Annotated in this window: 15 protein-coding genes; 10 read left to right on the top strand and 5 right to left on the bottom strand. The window is 38.9% G+C overall.

Annotated elements, in window-relative coordinates:
* Positions 1–7: 7 nt before the first annotated feature.
* The 9 genes from A5889_RS07250 to A5889_RS07210 all read left to right on the top strand — a co-directional run bounded on the left by A5889_RS07250 (position 8) and on the right by A5889_RS07210 (position 8,102).
* Complete coding sequence (locus A5889_RS07250) at positions 8–1,147, top strand: ankyrin repeat domain-containing protein (protein WP_087640759.1); 1,140 nt, start codon at positions 8–10, stop codon at positions 1,145–1,147.
* A 24-nt stretch (positions 1,148–1,171) separates the two neighbouring features.
* On the top strand, positions 1,172–2,611 hold the full coding sequence (locus A5889_RS07245) for a cytosine permease (RefSeq protein ID WP_087640760.1): 1,440 nt from the start codon (positions 1,172–1,174) through the stop codon (positions 2,609–2,611).
* A 17-nt stretch (positions 2,612–2,628) separates the two neighbouring features.
* Positions 2,629–3,087, top strand: a complete 459-nt coding sequence (locus A5889_RS07240; protein ID WP_087640761.1) for a nucleoside deaminase — start codon at positions 2,629–2,631, stop codon at positions 3,085–3,087.
* A 167-nt stretch (positions 3,088–3,254) separates the two neighbouring features.
* Positions 3,255–3,536: a TIGR04197 family type VII secretion effector gene (locus A5889_RS07235; protein ID WP_087640762.1), complete on the top strand. Its 282-nt coding sequence runs from the start codon at positions 3,255–3,257 to the stop codon at positions 3,534–3,536.
* 11 nt (positions 3,537–3,547) lie between these two features.
* A complete protein-coding gene (locus tag A5889_RS07230; RefSeq protein WP_087640763.1) occupies positions 3,548–3,916 on the top strand; it encodes a DUF3958 family protein in 369 nt (122 codons plus the stop codon).
* Positions 3,907–5,355: an LXG domain-containing protein gene (locus A5889_RS07225; RefSeq protein WP_242585388.1), complete on the top strand. Its 1,449-nt coding sequence runs from the start codon at positions 3,907–3,909 to the stop codon at positions 5,353–5,355. The genes A5889_RS07230 and A5889_RS07225 overlap by 10 nt, the downstream gene beginning before the upstream one ends.
* The gene (locus A5889_RS07220) at positions 5,352–5,684 is read left to right on the top strand and encodes a hypothetical protein (protein ID WP_087640764.1); all 333 of its coding nucleotides are present in this window, start codon (positions 5,352–5,354) and stop codon (positions 5,682–5,684) included. Before A5889_RS07225 ends, A5889_RS07220 begins: the two co-directional genes overlap by 4 nt.
* 513 nt (positions 5,685–6,197) lie before the next feature.
* The gene (gene efp, locus A5889_RS07215) at positions 6,198–6,761 is read left to right on the top strand and encodes an elongation factor P (protein WP_087640765.1); all 564 of its coding nucleotides are present in this window, start codon (positions 6,198–6,200) and stop codon (positions 6,759–6,761) included.
* A gap of 177 nt (positions 6,762–6,938) precedes the next feature.
* The gene (locus A5889_RS07210; RefSeq protein WP_087640766.1) at positions 6,939–8,102 is read left to right on the top strand and encodes a cation:proton antiporter; all 1,164 of its coding nucleotides are present in this window, start codon (positions 6,939–6,941) and stop codon (positions 8,100–8,102) included.
* Between the two features lie 171 nt (positions 8,103–8,273).
* Here A5889_RS07210 and A5889_RS07205 read toward each other — a convergent pair whose 3' ends face one another.
* Positions 8,274–9,743 carry a peptide MFS transporter gene (locus tag A5889_RS07205; protein ID WP_087640767.1) on the bottom strand — a complete coding sequence of 490 codons (1,470 nt, stop codon included), beginning with the start codon at positions 9,741–9,743 and terminating at the stop codon, positions 8,274–8,276.
* A 196-nt stretch (positions 9,744–9,939) separates the two neighbouring features.
* On the opposite strand from A5889_RS07205, the gene A5889_RS07200 reads away from it, so the two are divergent.
* Positions 9,940–10,338 carry a YbgA family protein gene (locus A5889_RS07200; protein ID WP_242585389.1) on the top strand — a complete coding sequence of 133 codons (399 nt, stop codon included), beginning with the start codon at positions 9,940–9,942 and terminating at the stop codon, positions 10,336–10,338.
* 50 nt (positions 10,339–10,388) lie between these two features.
* Here the strand turns inward: A5889_RS07200 and A5889_RS07195 are convergent, their stop codons facing one another.
* The 4 genes from A5889_RS07195 to A5889_RS07180 form a co-directional block, all read right to left on the bottom strand.
* Positions 10,389–11,495, bottom strand: a complete 1,107-nt coding sequence (locus A5889_RS07195) for an NAD(P)/FAD-dependent oxidoreductase (protein ID WP_087640768.1) — start codon at positions 11,493–11,495, stop codon at positions 10,389–10,391.
* An 81-nt stretch (positions 11,496–11,576) separates the two neighbouring features.
* Complete coding sequence (locus A5889_RS07190; protein ID WP_087640769.1) at positions 11,577–13,736, bottom strand: DUF4129 domain-containing transglutaminase family protein; 2,160 nt, start codon at positions 13,734–13,736, stop codon at positions 11,577–11,579.
* Entirely contained in the window at positions 13,726–14,802 is a 1,077-nt protein-coding gene (locus A5889_RS07185; RefSeq protein WP_087640770.1) for a DUF58 domain-containing protein, read from the bottom strand. Before A5889_RS07185 ends, A5889_RS07190 begins: the two co-directional genes overlap by 11 nt.
* A complete protein-coding gene (locus tag A5889_RS07180; RefSeq protein WP_087640771.1) occupies positions 14,802–15,746 on the bottom strand; it encodes an AAA family ATPase in 945 nt (314 codons plus the stop codon). Before A5889_RS07180 ends, A5889_RS07185 begins: the two co-directional genes overlap by 1 nt.
* Between the last annotated feature and the right edge of the window lie 206 nt (positions 15,747–15,952).

The raw sequence follows: 15,952 nt of genomic DNA, 5'->3' as shown, positions 1-15,952 counted from the left end.
GAGCAAAATGGATGTGGTAAAAACAGACCGTTCTTTACTTGAAGCGATCTCCGCTGCTGAAATTGAACGTGTGCATGAATTGCTTAAAGAAGGAGCAGAAGTCTCTATGACGGATGAAGCAGGACGATCCCCTTTGATGATGGCTGTTCAGCAAAATAATCTAGCGCTAGTAAAGGAATTACTTCGTTTCCATGCGGATGTGAATCAAAAAGATAATACCAGCCTTTCGCCGTTCATTTGTGCAGCAGCGAATGGATTTGATGACATTGTTTATGAATTGCTTCAAGCAGGAGCAGATTTACCATCAGTGAATCGTTTTGGCGGGACAGCCTTGCTTCCTTCTAGTGAAAAAGGTTATCTGAAAACCGTTCAGCTCTGTCTAGCAGCAGGAGTACCAGTCGATCATGTCAATCGATTGAGTTGGTCAGCGTTATTAGAAGCGACGATTTTAGGAGATGGTGGACGCTTATATCGCGATGTTATTCGAGAACTAGTTCAGCATCAGGCGGATGTGAGCCAAACAGATGATTCAGGAAAAAATGCCCTTGACTACGCAAGGGAGTCAGGAAACGAGCAACTAATTGCGATTCTCGAAAAAAAAGAAGTCGAAGCACCGTTTTTCCAAAGAGTTCGCAGTCTTTTAAGAGAAGATGCCGTTATACAAGTTTTAGATTTACTTGAAAAACAAAATCAGACGAATATAGATGTGCTCTATTATTTAGGGTACACTCATCAACGGTCAAAAGATTACCAGAAAGCAATCGGATATTATAAAAAAGGCTGGCAGCAGGAGGCGGAGTTTGCTTTTTATCTAGCCAATACATTTCGTATGATGGGAGAAACAGAACAAGCATTAAAAGTATACGATCAAGCAATCAAAACGGATCAAGGATTCTTTTATCGCTACCACAAATCAAATTTTTTAAGAGAATTAGGACGTCATGAAGCAGCGGTCGAATTGATGGATGATTTATTAAAAGACTATCCAGATCGAGTGGATTTTTATTTTCACAAAGCAAACAGCTTGCGCAGTCTAAATCGCCATCAAGAAGCGATCGAAGCGATGGACAAAGCCATTCAGTTAAACCCAGACAACCCATTATTTTCAGAGCACAAAACACAGTCACTTCAATTTCTAAAAAACTAAAGAAACGTATTGGAGGAAAAGACAATGGAATCAGTAGAGAAACAAACGATCGACACTGCACCTACCTATTCTGCAGAATTACTGCCAAAAACAGGAGCCGACAAAAACTGGGGCATTTTTAATTATGTCACATTATGGATGGGTGCCGTTCACAATATACTTTCTTATATGACAGTCGCGGGATTTTTCCTACTTGGATTAAATACGAAGCAAGTCTTAGCTGCCGTAATGTTATCTGCTGTGATCGTTTCTGTATTTTATGTGTTGAATGGTGTTGCCTCTGCTAAATATGGATTGCCGTTTCCTATACTGCTGCGTTCTGTATTTGGCGTAAAAGGTGCGATCATCCCATCCTTATGTAGAGGCTTGATTGCGGGTGTTGTTTTCTTTGGCACGCAAAGTGTGGTAAGTGCCCAATCGCTGGATGTTTTGTTCAGTCGAATCATTCCTAATTATATGAATATTGGTGGCGGGATGACGATTTTAGGGATGCCGGCGCCAACGATGCTGAGCTATCTGATCATTTGGTGTGTAACTGTTGCTTTATTTTTAGGAGGAACAAAAGTTTTGGATAAATTTGGCAATTGGTCTTCACCGATCGTCTATGTCTTTATCGTTGGAGCAGCGATTTGGACGATTCAAATTGCCGGTGGTTTTGGTCCAATCTTAGCTTACACACCAGCTAACGCGACGAATAGTCCGATCGTATTTATTGCCTGTGTGAGTGCTTTAGTGTCAAATTGGGCTGGTCCGATCGTAAATATCGGTGACTTTACTCAAAAAGCAAAAACACCAAAAGCGATGATCATCGGTTTACCATTAGGCTTTATCTTGTCTTATATATTATTTGCTATCACATGTGTGGGTCTGATCGCAGGAACGCAAATCGCATTTGGTGAACCGATTTTCAATATCGTAAATGCCTTTGATAAAATCAATAATACGTTTGCTGTTTTCGTTTTGATTCTAGCACTAAATATGGGCGCGTTAGCATTCGTTGTATTTGGGAATTTATTTCCAGCGGGGCTGCAGATGTCATCATTGTTTCCAAAAGTCTTGGATGTCAAAAAGGCTGGTGTATTGACTGCGATTATTGGTACAATGATCTTACCTTGGAAGTTGGTAGAAAATGCATCGACGTTATTCTATTTCTACAGTTTCATCGGCTCTATGTTTGGCCCAATTGCAGGAATCATGCTCGCCAGCTTTTATATTGAGCATAAACAAGTGATCGATTTAGAGAATATCTATGTAGAAGACGGCGATATGGGTGAGTTCAAATCAGGATATAATAAGAAAGCGATGATGACTTTAGGGATCAGTTTTGTCATAACGATGTCCGGCGCTTTTTTGCAATCGGTTCCATTTTTAAAGACGATCAATGACTTTGCTTTCTTCTCAGGATTGATCTTTTCATTTGTCGTCTATAGCGTGTTAAGTAAAGTCATGAAACAAACGAATTAGTATTGGAGGAGAAAATGATGAATTTTATGAAGCTGGCAGCAGAAGCTACTGTTTCAGGGATGGAAAAGAAATATGGTGGGCCGTTTGGTGCTACATTAGTTCGAAATGGAGAAGTGATCGTATCAGTCAGTAATACGATGATGAAAGATAAAGATCCATCTGCACACGCGGAAATGATTGCTGTGCGGGAAGCTTGTAAAAAGCTGGATACGATGGATTTATCTGATTGTGAAATCTACGCAACTTGTGAACCTTGCCCTATGTGTGTCGGTGCGATCATGTGGGCGGGGATCAAAACAGTCTATTATTCAAATACAAGAGAAGATGCTGCAAAACATGGTTTTTCAGATATGCATTTACGACATTATTTAGATGGATCAGATCAAACACCGCTTTCAATGATCCATACAGGCAGCTGTCCTGAATGTGATGAATTGTGGCAAACTTTTGATCAAATTTCTAAAAAATCAGAATAAATATGGTCATTTGAAAGAGCTGGTTGCTAAGAGACGATCGGCTCTTTTGTGTTGAATGAGAAAATAGGCAGATTTTTTCTATATTTAAAATGTAATCCTATTATTAATGAAAAAAATACCCCTCTTTTTGTGTTAAACTAGTGGTAACTAATAAAAAGGAGAAAATTATGGGGATCAATAGTAGTTTATCGATCCCTGGTGGTGTATCTGCACAAATCAGTAAAGCAGCAAGCGGATTGTCTTCAGTCAATGCGGTAATGTCTATGGCAGAGCGCACGTCTGTCAGTGGCAACACGAACGCAAAGAATAGCTTAACAAGCGTACATAGTAGAGGGCAACGATTATCGAATGCAATCGCTCGTGATGGAAATAATATTCATTCCGTGGCTAAAGAATTTGCGGCAATCGATCAAAAGATAAATGCCAGTATGACAAACCTCTTTAACTGAGTAACGTTCAAATGAAACAGGTAAATAGAGAAGCGATGATCCAACTGGAACTCGCACAACTGGATTTAGAACAAGAAAGCAATCAAAGAGAACTGAGAAAGCTGGCTGAAGCTGAATATGACTATGGTGAGATCCAAAACTTGGAACAGCGATTTTACCAGAAATTGATGGAAGCGAATCAAGGGGCAGAAAAGCAACATTACTTTGTCGAGTTAGAAGCTGAAGCACGCTCACTACAACAAAAGCAACGCCTGCAAGTCGAGGGACGATCAGAAGAACTTTTAACAGAACATAAGAATCTCGCTGATAAAGAAAATCAACTGTATTTGGAAAGAAAGCAGTTGCTTGATCAGGAAGTGGGGGCGGACGAATGGGAGTAGATTTTTTTGTTGGCGAAGTCAACAGTCAAAGTGCTGCTGCGAAACAGATGGCCGCTCAGTATGTCCAGTTTAGTGGTGTTCTAAAAGATAGTGTCAGCCATTTTATGAGTGCGCCTTTATCCGGTAAAACGTATGATTCTGCGAAGAAATATTTTTCTGCAGTTTATCCAACCTTAGCCAGTGGATTTATCCTGGTGTGTGAAGCATTGATTGAAGCACACAGTAAGTTTCCGGAAGAGTTTCAATCACAAGTCGATACCTGCGATGTGATCGAGGAGCAACTGAAGGCAGTGATCGCACAAGGCAATTTGACCTTACAAAGTATGGCTCAACGAATGGATAAAGAGAAAGAACCCAATCAAGGATTGGAACAACGCTACATGCATGTACAGGCAGCTATCAGAGAAAGTGAAGAAAAGCTTCAGAAGCTCTATGCTTTTCATGCCAGTTCCCCAGGTCTTTTCGCTGATTTTGAAGCACAGTTGGCCAACTTTGATGCTGGATTAACTGAAGTCGAAAAAGGTGCTGCATGGAATGCTGCTTCCGGAACATTTGATCTAGGAAGAATGAATATGTCTTGGGCAAAGCCAATCAGCCGTGCTTGGGAGAAGAGACAGAAAAAGATCGAAGCAAAAACTAAGGACATTGAACTTGAAAATGAGAAAATCGGGTACCAGTTTGATGAATCAGGCAACTTGATCGGTGTCTTCGTTAACGGCGAGTTTGATCCAAAGCGCACACGGGAAATACAAGGTATGATCCAGTTACAAGATATACAAGGGTTAAAAGGTCTTGGATCAGGCTTTCTTGATCAATGGGCAAATAACAATGGCAAATCGATTTTAAATGAATTGTTCGGTGAGCGACAGGTTAATCCTCATTTATCTAATACAAGCGGTTATGCCAACGGCCAGATGTTGGCAGACTTATTCTCACTTGCTCAAGGTGGTGCGGAGTTTGTAGGTGGATTTCTTTGGATGTTTGGCGGAACGGCAGGCAGCATAGCCACTTCACCCGTTACTGGAGGAGCAAGTGCAGCAGCTATACCAGCAATTAATACAAGCGGTTTGGCTATATCTGGGCATGGCGCTGGAGTATTGACAAGTGCATTTGGAAATCTGCATAATGGAAAGTATCAAGGAAACTCTAACGCAATCACAAACATGAAGGAATTTTTTGAAACAGAATTTGGATCTTCAATTAAAAATAAGGTTTCTAAAACTAAAAAGAATTATGATGGACAACAAGTTTATAAAGCTGATAAAAAGATATCGGAAAACCTTAGGAAGAACGATCAATTTTATTTAGATGGCCAGCATAAAGATCATTTAGAAGTATTTGATAAGCAAGGCAACTTCAGGTTTGTCTTAAATCTTGATGGATCTATAAATGGAGCAAAAACGGCGAAAGCTGCGAAGCAAGGGAGGAGAATTCCATGACACTTTCCAAAGATCTAGCGAAGGTCATTAGTGAGCTAAAAAGAATAAATGAGGTTTATGATAATACATTGTTTACAACCTCTAGTTTAGAGGAAGTAGATGAAAATTCAGCTAATTTGGAGTCTGAACTGAATAGACTTCCTGAAACATTGAATAAGCTTGAAAAGCACACAACCAAAGATGCCGAAGAATTAGTTGCCCTTTTTATGGAAGTATATGCTGACTTAACATATATTCTCGATAATGTCAGCGAAACAAAAGAATTTTTAGTTAGTAGCTTTTCGAATATGGAAGATGTATACAAAGAGGAAACAGGAAAAAGCTTTTGAGAGAAACACAAACTTTAAATCCTCACTGATTCTGTATTAGACTTTTGAGCCAATATTTTAGCAAATCGCCCCTCCTGCTTGTAGAATCATGATAAGTTATTCTGCAGACAGGAAGGTTTTTGTTTGGTCCAACAGACTCTAAAGAGATCGAGGAGATTATCAGGAAAATAGAAGCAAAGAACCAGGAGATCAAGATTGGAGAAATATTTCCAACAAACATAGTCCCTTTACTAGTCCGCACATCTGATCACGATATCGATGTTGAAGCAATGGCTTAGGGCTTTCATGGGTTCAAAAAGTCTCAATTATTTTAGAAAAAATACAAGCGATAGCGAAAGTTGATTCTATAACAAAAAATTTACTTATACTAAATACCCAAAGTATTTTCTCATAGCAGAACTGCCTATTCTAGTAGAATAACTGCGTTGAATCTGCTACAATAGTCTAGGAGTATAGTCGAGTCTCTAGTTTAATAGAGATAATCAATCTTAACAAAAGAAGGAGAACTATAAAATGATATCAGTAAGTGATCTTAAAGCAGGTATGACATTCGAACAAGACGGAAAATTGATCCGTGTAATGGAAGCTAGCCACCACAAACCAGGTAAAGGAAATACCGTTATGCGTATGAAGCTAAAAGACGTTCGTACAGGAGCAACGACAGATACAACGATGCGTCCAGATGATAAAGTCAAAAAAGCCTTTATCGAAAGTAAACCCGTACAATACCTATACAGCCAAGATGACACAGCGAACTTTATGGATTTAGAAACATATGAACAATATGAAATCCCAACAACTGTGATCGAAGATGAATTAAAATATCTTCTAGAAAACATGGAAGTAAAAATCCAATTCTACGGTACAGAAGTTATCGGTGTGACATTGCCAACAACCGTTGTTCTGCGTGTACAAGAAACACAACCATCGATCAAAGGTGCAACTGTTTCAGGTTCTGGTAAACCAGCCGTAATGGAAACAGGTTTAGTAGTCAACGTTCCTGATTTTATCGAAGCTGATGAATTATTAGAAATCAACACACAAGAAGGTACGTATTTGAAACGTGCGTCTAAATAAATTTGATTTTAGTGGATCAAAAATGATCATTCTCTAATTTGATTTTTTAAGCCTGGAAATAACGTAATGTTATGTTTCAGGTTTTTTTGTTGATGTTTGTAATCTTGACGATAAGGTGAAATGATGTAAACATGCTATAATAAAAAAGGAAGTTTATTTTTAGAAAGGGAGAAACTTATGTTCTTTTTATTAACCTTGTGTTTGGTGTTATTATTTACCAAACTAGCTGGTCATTTTTGTAATCGAATCGGCATACCTTCTGTTATCGGTGAATTGTTGGTCGGTATTTTGATTGGACCAGCTATTTTAGGATGGGTCAAACCAGATGAATTTATGCATTATTTTTCTGAGATAGGTGTTATTATTTTGATGTTTATTGCAGGCTTGGAAAGTGATTTGGAGCTTTTAAAAAAATATTGGCGGCCTGCTTTGGCTGTAGCGTTGATGGGTATTATTTTCCCAGCAGCTATGGGGTTTGGTGTAGGAGAGTTGTTTCAGTTTTCCGTTCAAAATGCGATTTTTCTAGGTGTACTTTTTAGTGCGACGTCTGTTAGTATTTCAGTTCAAGTGCTGAAGGATCTGAAAAAGATCGATACAGAAGAAGGTGCGACGATCCTTGGTGCAGCGGTGGTTGATGATATTGTCGTTGTTTTGATTTTAGGTATCATGTTGAGCTTGATGAATCGTTCAACACCTGATAGTAGCTTGCCGTTATGGGAAGTCTTACTGTTGAAAGTATTCTTTTTCATCGTTATTTTCGCGGCAAGTAAATGGCTAGTTCCTTGGTTGTTGAATTTAAGTGAAAAATTAGTTGCGATCGAAGCCGTATCAGCAATTTCATTAGTTGTTTGTCTAGGGTTTGCCTATTTTGCTGAAATGCTTGATATGGGTGCGATCATCGGTGCATTTTTTGCGGGAGTTGCGATTGCCCAAACAGATTATCGTAAACGGGTAGACGAAAAGCTGGAAACGATTGGGTATGCGGTATTCATTCCGATGTTTTTTGTGTCGATCGGGTTGAATATGACGTTTGCCGGAATGTCTAAACATTTCTTATTTATCGTTATTTTGACCATTGCAGCTGTACTGTCAAAATTATTAGGTGGCGCTTTGGGTGCAAGAGTAACTGGCTTTAAAGGAATTTCGACATTGATCATTGGTTCGGGGATGGTTTCTAGAGGAGAGATGGCATTGATAATAGCCCAAGTTGGTTTAACATCGAGCTTTCTTTCGGAAGAGTATTATTCATCCGTGATCATTGTGGTGATTGCCACTACGATCATCGCTCCGTTGCTGTTAAAAGCAACGATCATGAAACAAAATAAACAAATGATCGTTTAAAAAAATGAGATGAAGGCTGTTTAGATTTGAGCAATTGGAATAAAAATCGGCTAGTGCGCTGTTCATGTCGTGTGATTTTTGCGATATTGACGGATCTGACTTTGACAGTATCTATCAATAATTAGAGTCCGAACCAAAACTGTTTTAGTTTTGGTTCGGACTCTTTTCGTTTTAATGGACAGAGCCCATCAACTTTTTGATCGGATTTTTGCAAAGAATCAGGATGACTCCTGCAATCACAGCGACAATTCCGACGATCCCAAAATAAGCAGACTCGGTTTGTGGTGTGTAAAAACGTGCAATTTGTGCATTGATTGCCTGTGAGGCTGCATCAGCTAAAAGCCAAATGGCAACCGTTTGTGACTCGAAGGCTTTCGGCGCTAATTTTGTCGTGATCGATAGCCCTACAGGTGAAATACACATTTCTCCTACGATCATAATAAAGAAGCTGAAGAATAACCATAAGGGACTGACACGCCCTTCTGTTCCGTATAATAGCCCGGGAAGCATCAATAGTACAAATGAAAGACCCGCGAAGACTAAGCCTAATGAGAATTTTACTACGGTCGAAGGCTGTCTTTTTCCTAAACGTGTCCACAAAGCGACGAAAATAGGAGTCAAAACAACAACGAAAATTGGATTCAATGATTGGAACCAGCTTGGAGCGATCGAAAAACCAAATAATGTATCATGTGTTCGTTCGTTAGCGAATAAAGCTAAGATAGAAGAGCCTTGTTCTTCTAGTGACCAGAAAACGATCCCCGCTAAAAATAGTGGAATGTAGCCTAAAACACGTGGTTTTTCCTCATCAGTCACATCTTTTGATGTCAGCATTTTGATAAAGTAATATGCTGGAAGCAAAATACCGATGATACTAACGATATTGATGAAAAAAGCGATCGTTAAACGACCTAAGATAAAAGCGCCGCCGAAGATCAAAACAGCTACAACTACAGCAATCAGGAAAGAACGCATGAATTTTTTACGTTCATCAGCATCCATCGGATTTGTTGGTGCTAAGCCGATGTTCGATAAAGATTTTTTTCCTTGGAAGTGATATTGCAGCAAACCGAAGAACATCCCGAAAGCTGCTACAGAGAAACCAATATGATAATTATACGTTTGACCTAATGTTCCAACGACAAATGGTGCAATCAACGCACCGATATTGATGCCCATATAAAAAATAGAAAAACCAGCATCTCGTCTTGTGTCTGTTGTTGAGTAAAGATGACCGACCATACCGGAAACATTTGGTTTTAACATCCCTGTACCGATCACGATCAAAAGGATAGATAGAAATAATGCGGCAACCCCAAAAGGTGTCGCTAATACAATGTGACCGACCATAATAAATAATCCGCCGAAGAAAACTGTTTTTCTAGCTCCTAATACACGGTCAGAAATCCATCCGCCAACGATACTTGACATAAACACAAGTGAGCCATAAATCGACATGATCGCTAAGGCCATTTCTTTTGGTAAGCCGAGCCCGCCGTTTGCGACTGTATCATAAATATAGTAGAGTAAAATTGCCCGCATGCCATAATAACTAAATCTTTCCCACATCTCTGTAAAGAAAAGTGTCGATAGTCCTTTAGGTTGTCCTAGAAAAGATTTGTCTAGCTGCTGTTCATTCATAGAAAATAACCTCAATTCTTTTTAATATTCAGAAAATTTATGTAAGTTAGATTTTCTGAAAACTATCCATTCTACATTGTAAACCGTTACTCTTTTAATTTTCATAGATTTTCATGATTAACCTATAAAAAAAAAGTGTTTTTATATCATTTTATTTTCATAATATAGATTAAAAGATAGCGAATAAGTTAAATTAATGCAAAAGAAAGAACGTGATCAGTTGAAAGAAATGACAAAAAAACAACAAGAGTGGGCATCTTTAAAATATTTGATTCTATCAAAGTCACAAAATGATTATAATGCGATTCGAAAATTAGTGTCTGAAAAAGAGTGGAATGAAGAAAAAGAAGCCTTGTTTCAATCGTACCTTCAGCATGCACTGACGCTGCCTGATGATAAAGGAAGTAAATTGAATGCTTATCAGCACGTTTGGGGCTATTTTAAAAAACTGGCGACAGCTGAGGAACGAAAGACATACAGTAAGTTGCTGGATGATTTTTCTTTAGAGAATGATCAGCTTTGGCTATTTTTGAAAGAGTTGATTCTAACCTATGATGAACCTTATTTACGGAACTCAAAACTATTTTTCCCATAGAAAAAAGTGAGGATGAAATGCAATGTTACATATCCATCCTCACTTTTTTACTATTCTTTTGAAATATAAGTACTGATCGGTTTTTGATAATCCAACCAATCCTGTGCATCATTATTAAAATACTGAGCTAAGAGAAACCCTATATAAGGTCCTGTCGTCAAACCGGAGGAACCTAAACCGCTGGCAACGACGGCAGTCGGATCATCTGGCAGACAATTGAAAAACGGCGCGAAATCTGAGGTGTAAGCTCTAGTACCAACACGATAAGAGGAAGCATGCTCTTCAAAAAAAGTTGGAGAAGATAAAAAGGGTACTGATTTTTGTTTTAGCTGAATGAAAGCTTCTTTTGTTGGTGTCAAATCAAAGCCAGCGGTATTTTCATGTGTTGCACCGATCAAGATTTTTCCATTTTCAAAAGGAATCAAGTCACTCTCACCATCCAGCATAGCAACAGGCCAGTTTCCGCTATCTTTATACGGCGTTTCAAAGGACAGTAATTGTCCTTTCTGTGCTCGAATATCTGCTTTATAACCTAGTGGGGCTAATAAAGCAGATAAGCCGGGACCTGCGCAAATCGCAATTGCATCAAAAGCTTCTGGCTGATCTGCTTTGTCAATCAGCCAGTGATCTTTCTTACGATCTATTTTGACTGAGCCGGTGTGTAAGGTGATGTTTTTGCGTGCTGCGTGTTGCCGCATGATAGCTAAATAATTTGCTCCGTCCAATTTGCCGCCGCCTGAAATTGAAAGAGCGGGAAGCGCCTTTAACAAAGGCAATTTGGCAGTGACTTCTGCAGCGTCCAGTAATTGAATCTCACCGATTTCGGGAGCCTCTTGTTTGCGTTCTTCTGCTAATATCCTTAAGGGCTCCAATTCTCCGTCTTTACGTAGGATCAATGTTCCAGATTGTTGATAAACCGAGAGAGGTAAAGAAAAGTCTTGAATCAATTTAGGATAAAAGGCAGCCCCGTTTTTAGCTAAATGATACCATTTTTTGTTGCGCCGTTTTGATAACCAGGGAGAAATGATCCCTGCACTGGCTCTCGTTGCTTGGCCTGTTGGATCATCAAAAAGTGTTACATCATACTTTGTTAAATCAAGGTAATTGACAAGGGTCAAACCGATGATCCCGCCGCCGACAATAGCTAATTTTTTCATAATAGAACTCCTTCATAACATCAATAGACTATCTACTATTTTTATCTAAATACAGCTAAAATGCAAGACAAGTGAAAGAGATTATTTCTTTTTAAACGATGCTAACAAGTTTGCCGTATGAAGCAAAAGGCTTGTATAATCCGATTTTACCGCCTCACGTCCGCCGTACAGCTCTTTTTCATAGAGTTCTGTTAATCGATAGAAGCTTCCATGGCATTGAGGATAATTATTTTCTAATCGTTCAGCGAAACGAATCAAGGCTTCATTTTCTGATCGAGGTACAAGCTGTTCTGCTTTTTTTAATAACTTCAGATAGGCGCCGGTAAATTGTTTTGGATAAATAGCAAGATAGATTCTGAAAGAAAGGACAAAAAAATGTTTCTTCAAAAAATAACCTGTAATAAAAAGAATGATCAAGACGAGACCGACCAAGCCCTTCTTTAGTAGAGAGGGCGAGATGCCAGCATTTTTTTTATTTTTTTCTACTGCTGTAGCAGTTATTGTGCTGTTTTCAGTAGTCCGATTTTCTTCACTACTACTTAAAGGTGTGGCATCCGTTTCAACACTGCTAGATTCAACAGGAAGGGTTGAATTTTCTGTGAGTGTCGTTGAACGAACATTATTGGTAAATCCGGGAGTAGGTTCAAATGGGACCCAACCGTAGCCTTCAAAATAAACCTCCGGCCATGAATGCGCATCGCTGTTTCTGATCGTATAAACAGCCTTTTTTCCTGCAGTGTTTGTTGTCAATTCACCAGCACTAAACCCTTTTGCCCAGCGACTGGGGATATCGATCGAGCGAAGTAAAATAGTCATCGCACTGGAAAAATTATCGCAATAGCCGACTTTTGATTCAAAAAGAAAGGTATCCACATAATCCTTATCTTCTGGTGTATAGGAAGCATCCACTTTAGAGTAGCGATAACCGCCATTTGTTTTTAAGTAATCTTCGATTGCTTTCACTTTTCCATATAATGTTTCTTGATCTTCTGTTAAGGAAAGAGCCAATGTTTTTATTCGTTCCGGTAGCTTAACAGGCAGTTGTGTTGTTTGTAAATCCAGAGTATCGGAGAAAGCTACCTGCTGTAAATGCTCGACTGTAAAATCTATTTCTTCCCAAGTTAAATGAACACTTGTCGGCTGTTCTAAGAGTACAAAACGATTTTTTTGTTCGATTTGCTCTGTTTGCCCGATTTCCTCGAAAGCGATTGAACTCTTGCCGTATGGGTAAGGCAGATAGCCTTTGGCTGTATCGAACGATAAGGTGATCATCTCAGGCTTCTTGAAAGTACCTTGATACTCAGGATTTGAAGAAATGATCAATGGTTGTCCCGAGGGAGAAGGTGTTGTTTGGGCAAGATTGTTCCAGCCTTTACCCGTGTAATTATTTTTCGTCTCTACTCGCCAATAGTGCTTTTTCGATTGTTCTGCTGTAAAAAGTATTGTTCGATCATCAGACATTGGACCACCAAGCTGAGTATCATCATCGCTAAATCCCGTTGTTGAAGCAGCGTTTAATCCATATTGTTCGATCTTCTGATAAACTCCTTGCCGATTCAAAAAAGTTCGAATACCTGTTGTTTGCGTGAAAAGAATCGTTTTAGATTTTGGAAAAATGATCGGAAATGTATAAGCGCTGATAGCGGTCAAACCCAATAACAGACTACTCAGAAGGATAAAGGTCGTTCTTTTTTTTGATCGATCTTTAAAGGACTGCTTTGTGCTATAGAATAAAACGGCAGCGCTTGTTGTGATGATGACATGAATGCCTAAGTTTAATCGATTGAAAGCAGCCAGCATCAATAAATAGCCAGTCAATAGCAAATAACTTAGTGCCCAGCGCTCATAATGAATGAGTAAAATCGCTAAAAGAACCAGCAAAAATAGGATCAATACCAATGCTACGACATCAGGTAAGTAATTGAATTCTCCTGACAACATTTTCAGATAGGTTTGATCAAAGCGTTCAAAAAAATGGAGTAACCATTTGAAACCGAACAGCTCGTCCAAAGGGAAATAACGATACAAGGTAAAGAAATAGCAAATAAAATACAAGGGTATTTTTATTAATAGCCTTTTGATGATCAAAGTAATCATACAAATCACTGCAATCATGCTGATCAGAAAAGGTGTCTGTGTTTGGTTTAGATGATAGACTTTCAAAAAAGGGAGCGCAGTTGTTGTAAGCATTAAAAAGCTTAAGAGCGCAAAAAGCCACTTTTCTTTGATTCTACTTTGCAATAAAATCGCCCCCTTTATTAATTGGAATGATCTGATCTTGCCAAATCAAATGTAAGTTGTCACCCTCAAAAGTAACTAAAAAAGTTTCGTTAGTCCGATCCCAGTTTTTTAACTGCTGGTCTAAGCGAGTAGTTGATGTAGGACTAAAAACTACCAATTTTTTATTTTTAAAAGCAGGTAAATCAGGTTCTTCTGATAACGGCTCAATGGAGCTCATGAGATAAGCTTGTGGTGCTTCAGCAGGAATATTTGCTAGAATTACTTGCTCAAAAGCTTGTTTATTGTTGAGTAGCTGGATCAACGAATAATAGAGTGAAAGGATTTCTTCGAATTGCTGATGAGCGATGCCGTAAAATAAAAAGTAAGTGTCTACATCTAATTCGTGTTCATATTCTTTGATGATCAGTTCGTTGCGCTTCCCCGTTTGCTTCCAGTCGATCGAATGCAGTGGATCACCTGTCTGATAAGGACGGAAATTTCGGATCATAAACGTTTGTGTACCAAAAGTCACAGCAAAATTAGGCTGGATCATGAGCAATTGCTCAGATAACTGTTCGGCGGCCTCTTTTTGAAACAACGGCTGAACGATCAAAGGACCCGCTACATCGATGGTGATTTGTTTTGTGAAAAGCCCAAGCCAGTCAGAGCTGACCAAAATAAAAGACAATTGCTGATCAAAGCCTCTTTGCATAGGTGTCCAGCGAAAAGATAACTCCTTTTTTTGTCCAGAATAGAGATAGAATCGTTGTCGCTCAATGCGGCCTTTTAGAACCGGAAATAATTCTAGAAAGAAGAGTGGAACTAAGACTGGACGATAGCGAAAAAGTTCGCCTGTGATCGTGTTTTGTTCAGACATTGTAAAAACAGTCGTTCCTGTAAGACGAAGTTCGATTTTCTTTAAAGATGGAAGCAATGTTAGCAAATCAAACAAGAGTAAAAAGATCAAAAAGAAAAAAAGCCACCAACCCGTCGAATTATTGAAGGTCACTACATATAAAAAAATCGCAAATGAGAAAAGCAAAATGCTGATGATCTTTGTGAATTTCGTGAATCTGTTATGCTTCATTAGGATTTCCTAACTGGCACAGGAACACGACGGACAACTTGCATCAGTAATTCCTCCAAATAATCCGCAGAAGGTGTCTGACCGCCTTTCAACAGTATACGATGCCCAAATGTTGCTGGTAAAATTTGTTGTAGATCGTTAGGTGTAACATAGCTCCGTCCTTCTGTTAAAGCAAATGCTTTCGCCGCACGAATAAATGCCAATGCACCTCGCGGACTAACGCCAAGTGCGATCCCATCGTGGTTTCTGGTACTATGGACAAGCTGTAATGCGTATCGTGCGATTTGAGGATCGACATAAACGTCGTCGACTATTTTTTTTAATTGAGTGATATCAGCAGCATCCATGACTTGCTGAATCTGATCTAAATCATTTCCGGTTGGGTGCATCAATAACTTTAATTCGTCTGGAAATTCAGGATACCCCACGTGGAGTTTAAATAAAAAACGATCTAATTGAGCTTCTGGTAATGGATAAGTTCCTTCGTATTCCAAAGGATTTTGTGTGGCCAACACAAAAAAATGCTCATCTAGAGTATGCGTATGATTATCGATCGTTACATGATTTTCAGACATCGCTTCTAATAGAGCGGCCTGTGTTTTCGGTGTGGTTCGATTGATTTCATCAGCCAATAAGACCGTAGTAAAAATAGGACCTTTATGAAACTCAAAGGTTTGAGACACTGTATTGTAAATAGATACGCCTAAGATATCATTAGGCAATAGATCGGGTGTGAACTGGACTCTTTTAAAGTGTCCGTGAGTAGCTTTAGCCAACGTTTTGACCATCATTGTTTTGCCAACACCAGGAACGTCTTCTAGTAAAACATGACCGCCAGCTAAAAATGCTGTAACAGTCAATTGAAGAACATCTCGTTTGCCTAAGATGACTTTTTCCATTTCGTTGATCAGTAAGGTTATTTTTTTATGAGCGGATTCAAGCATGCCGTTTTTTTCCTCCTTTATTAAAAATCTATGAGGTATTATTTGTAGTTATAATAGATTTCTTTTATTGTATAGTTAACGTTATGTCAGTTCAAGCCACCCTAAGAATTTCTTAAGAAAGCGTTTGTATCTTTTTTTGTAAGGTAAATGAGCAGATGTGTATAAATTCGGTGTGAATAGGTTCATACTGAAAGAGGACAGAATGG

It is taken from the genome of Enterococcus sp. 9D6_DIV0238 (assembly GCF_002174455.2).
GTDB classification, from domain to species: Bacteria; Bacillota; Bacilli; order Lactobacillales; family Enterococcaceae; genus Enterococcus_L; species Enterococcus_L dunnyi.
Note: the sequence above shows the minus strand (reverse complement) of the source record. Positions and strands in the feature narration are given on the sequence as shown.

What these genes read in the sequence shown, in the direction of transcription:
- A5889_RS07180 (WP_087640771.1), bottom strand. Translation starts at nt 15,746, where the DNA reads ATGCTTGAATCCGCTCATAAAAAAATAACCTTACTGATCAACGAAATG.
- A5889_RS07245 (WP_087640760.1), top strand. Translation starts at nt 1,172, where the DNA reads ATGGAATCAGTAGAGAAACAAACGATCGACACTGCACCTACCTATTCT.
- A5889_RS07240 (WP_087640761.1), top strand. Translation starts at nt 2,629, where the DNA reads ATGAATTTTATGAAGCTGGCAGCAGAAGCTACTGTTTCAGGGATGGAA.
- A5889_RS07250 (WP_087640759.1), top strand. Translation starts at nt 8, where the DNA reads ATGGATGTGGTAAAAACAGACCGTTCTTTACTTGAAGCGATCTCCGCT.
- A5889_RS07195 (WP_087640768.1), bottom strand. Translation starts at nt 11,495, where the DNA reads ATGAAAAAATTAGCTATTGTCGGCGGCGGGATCATCGGTTTGACCCTT.
- A5889_RS07230 (WP_087640763.1), top strand. Translation starts at nt 3,548, where the DNA reads ATGAAACAGGTAAATAGAGAAGCGATGATCCAACTGGAACTCGCACAA.
- A5889_RS07200 (WP_242585389.1), top strand. Translation starts at nt 9,940, where the DNA reads ATGCAAAAGAAAGAACGTGATCAGTTGAAAGAAATGACAAAAAAACAA.
- A5889_RS07210 (WP_087640766.1), top strand. Translation starts at nt 6,939, where the DNA reads ATGTTCTTTTTATTAACCTTGTGTTTGGTGTTATTATTTACCAAACTA.
- A5889_RS07220 (WP_087640764.1), top strand. Translation starts at nt 5,352, where the DNA reads ATGACACTTTCCAAAGATCTAGCGAAGGTCATTAGTGAGCTAAAAAGA.
- A5889_RS07235 (WP_087640762.1), top strand. Translation starts at nt 3,255, where the DNA reads ATGGGGATCAATAGTAGTTTATCGATCCCTGGTGGTGTATCTGCACAA.
- A5889_RS07225 (WP_242585388.1), top strand. Translation starts at nt 3,907, where the DNA reads ATGGGAGTAGATTTTTTTGTTGGCGAAGTCAACAGTCAAAGTGCTGCT.
- A5889_RS07185 (WP_087640770.1), bottom strand. Translation starts at nt 14,802, where the DNA reads ATGAAGCATAACAGATTCACGAAATTCACAAAGATCATCAGCATTTTG.
- A5889_RS07205 (WP_087640767.1), bottom strand. Translation starts at nt 9,743, where the DNA reads ATGAATGAACAGCAGCTAGACAAATCTTTTCTAGGACAACCTAAAGGA.
- efp (WP_087640765.1), top strand. Translation starts at nt 6,198, where the DNA reads ATGATATCAGTAAGTGATCTTAAAGCAGGTATGACATTCGAACAAGAC.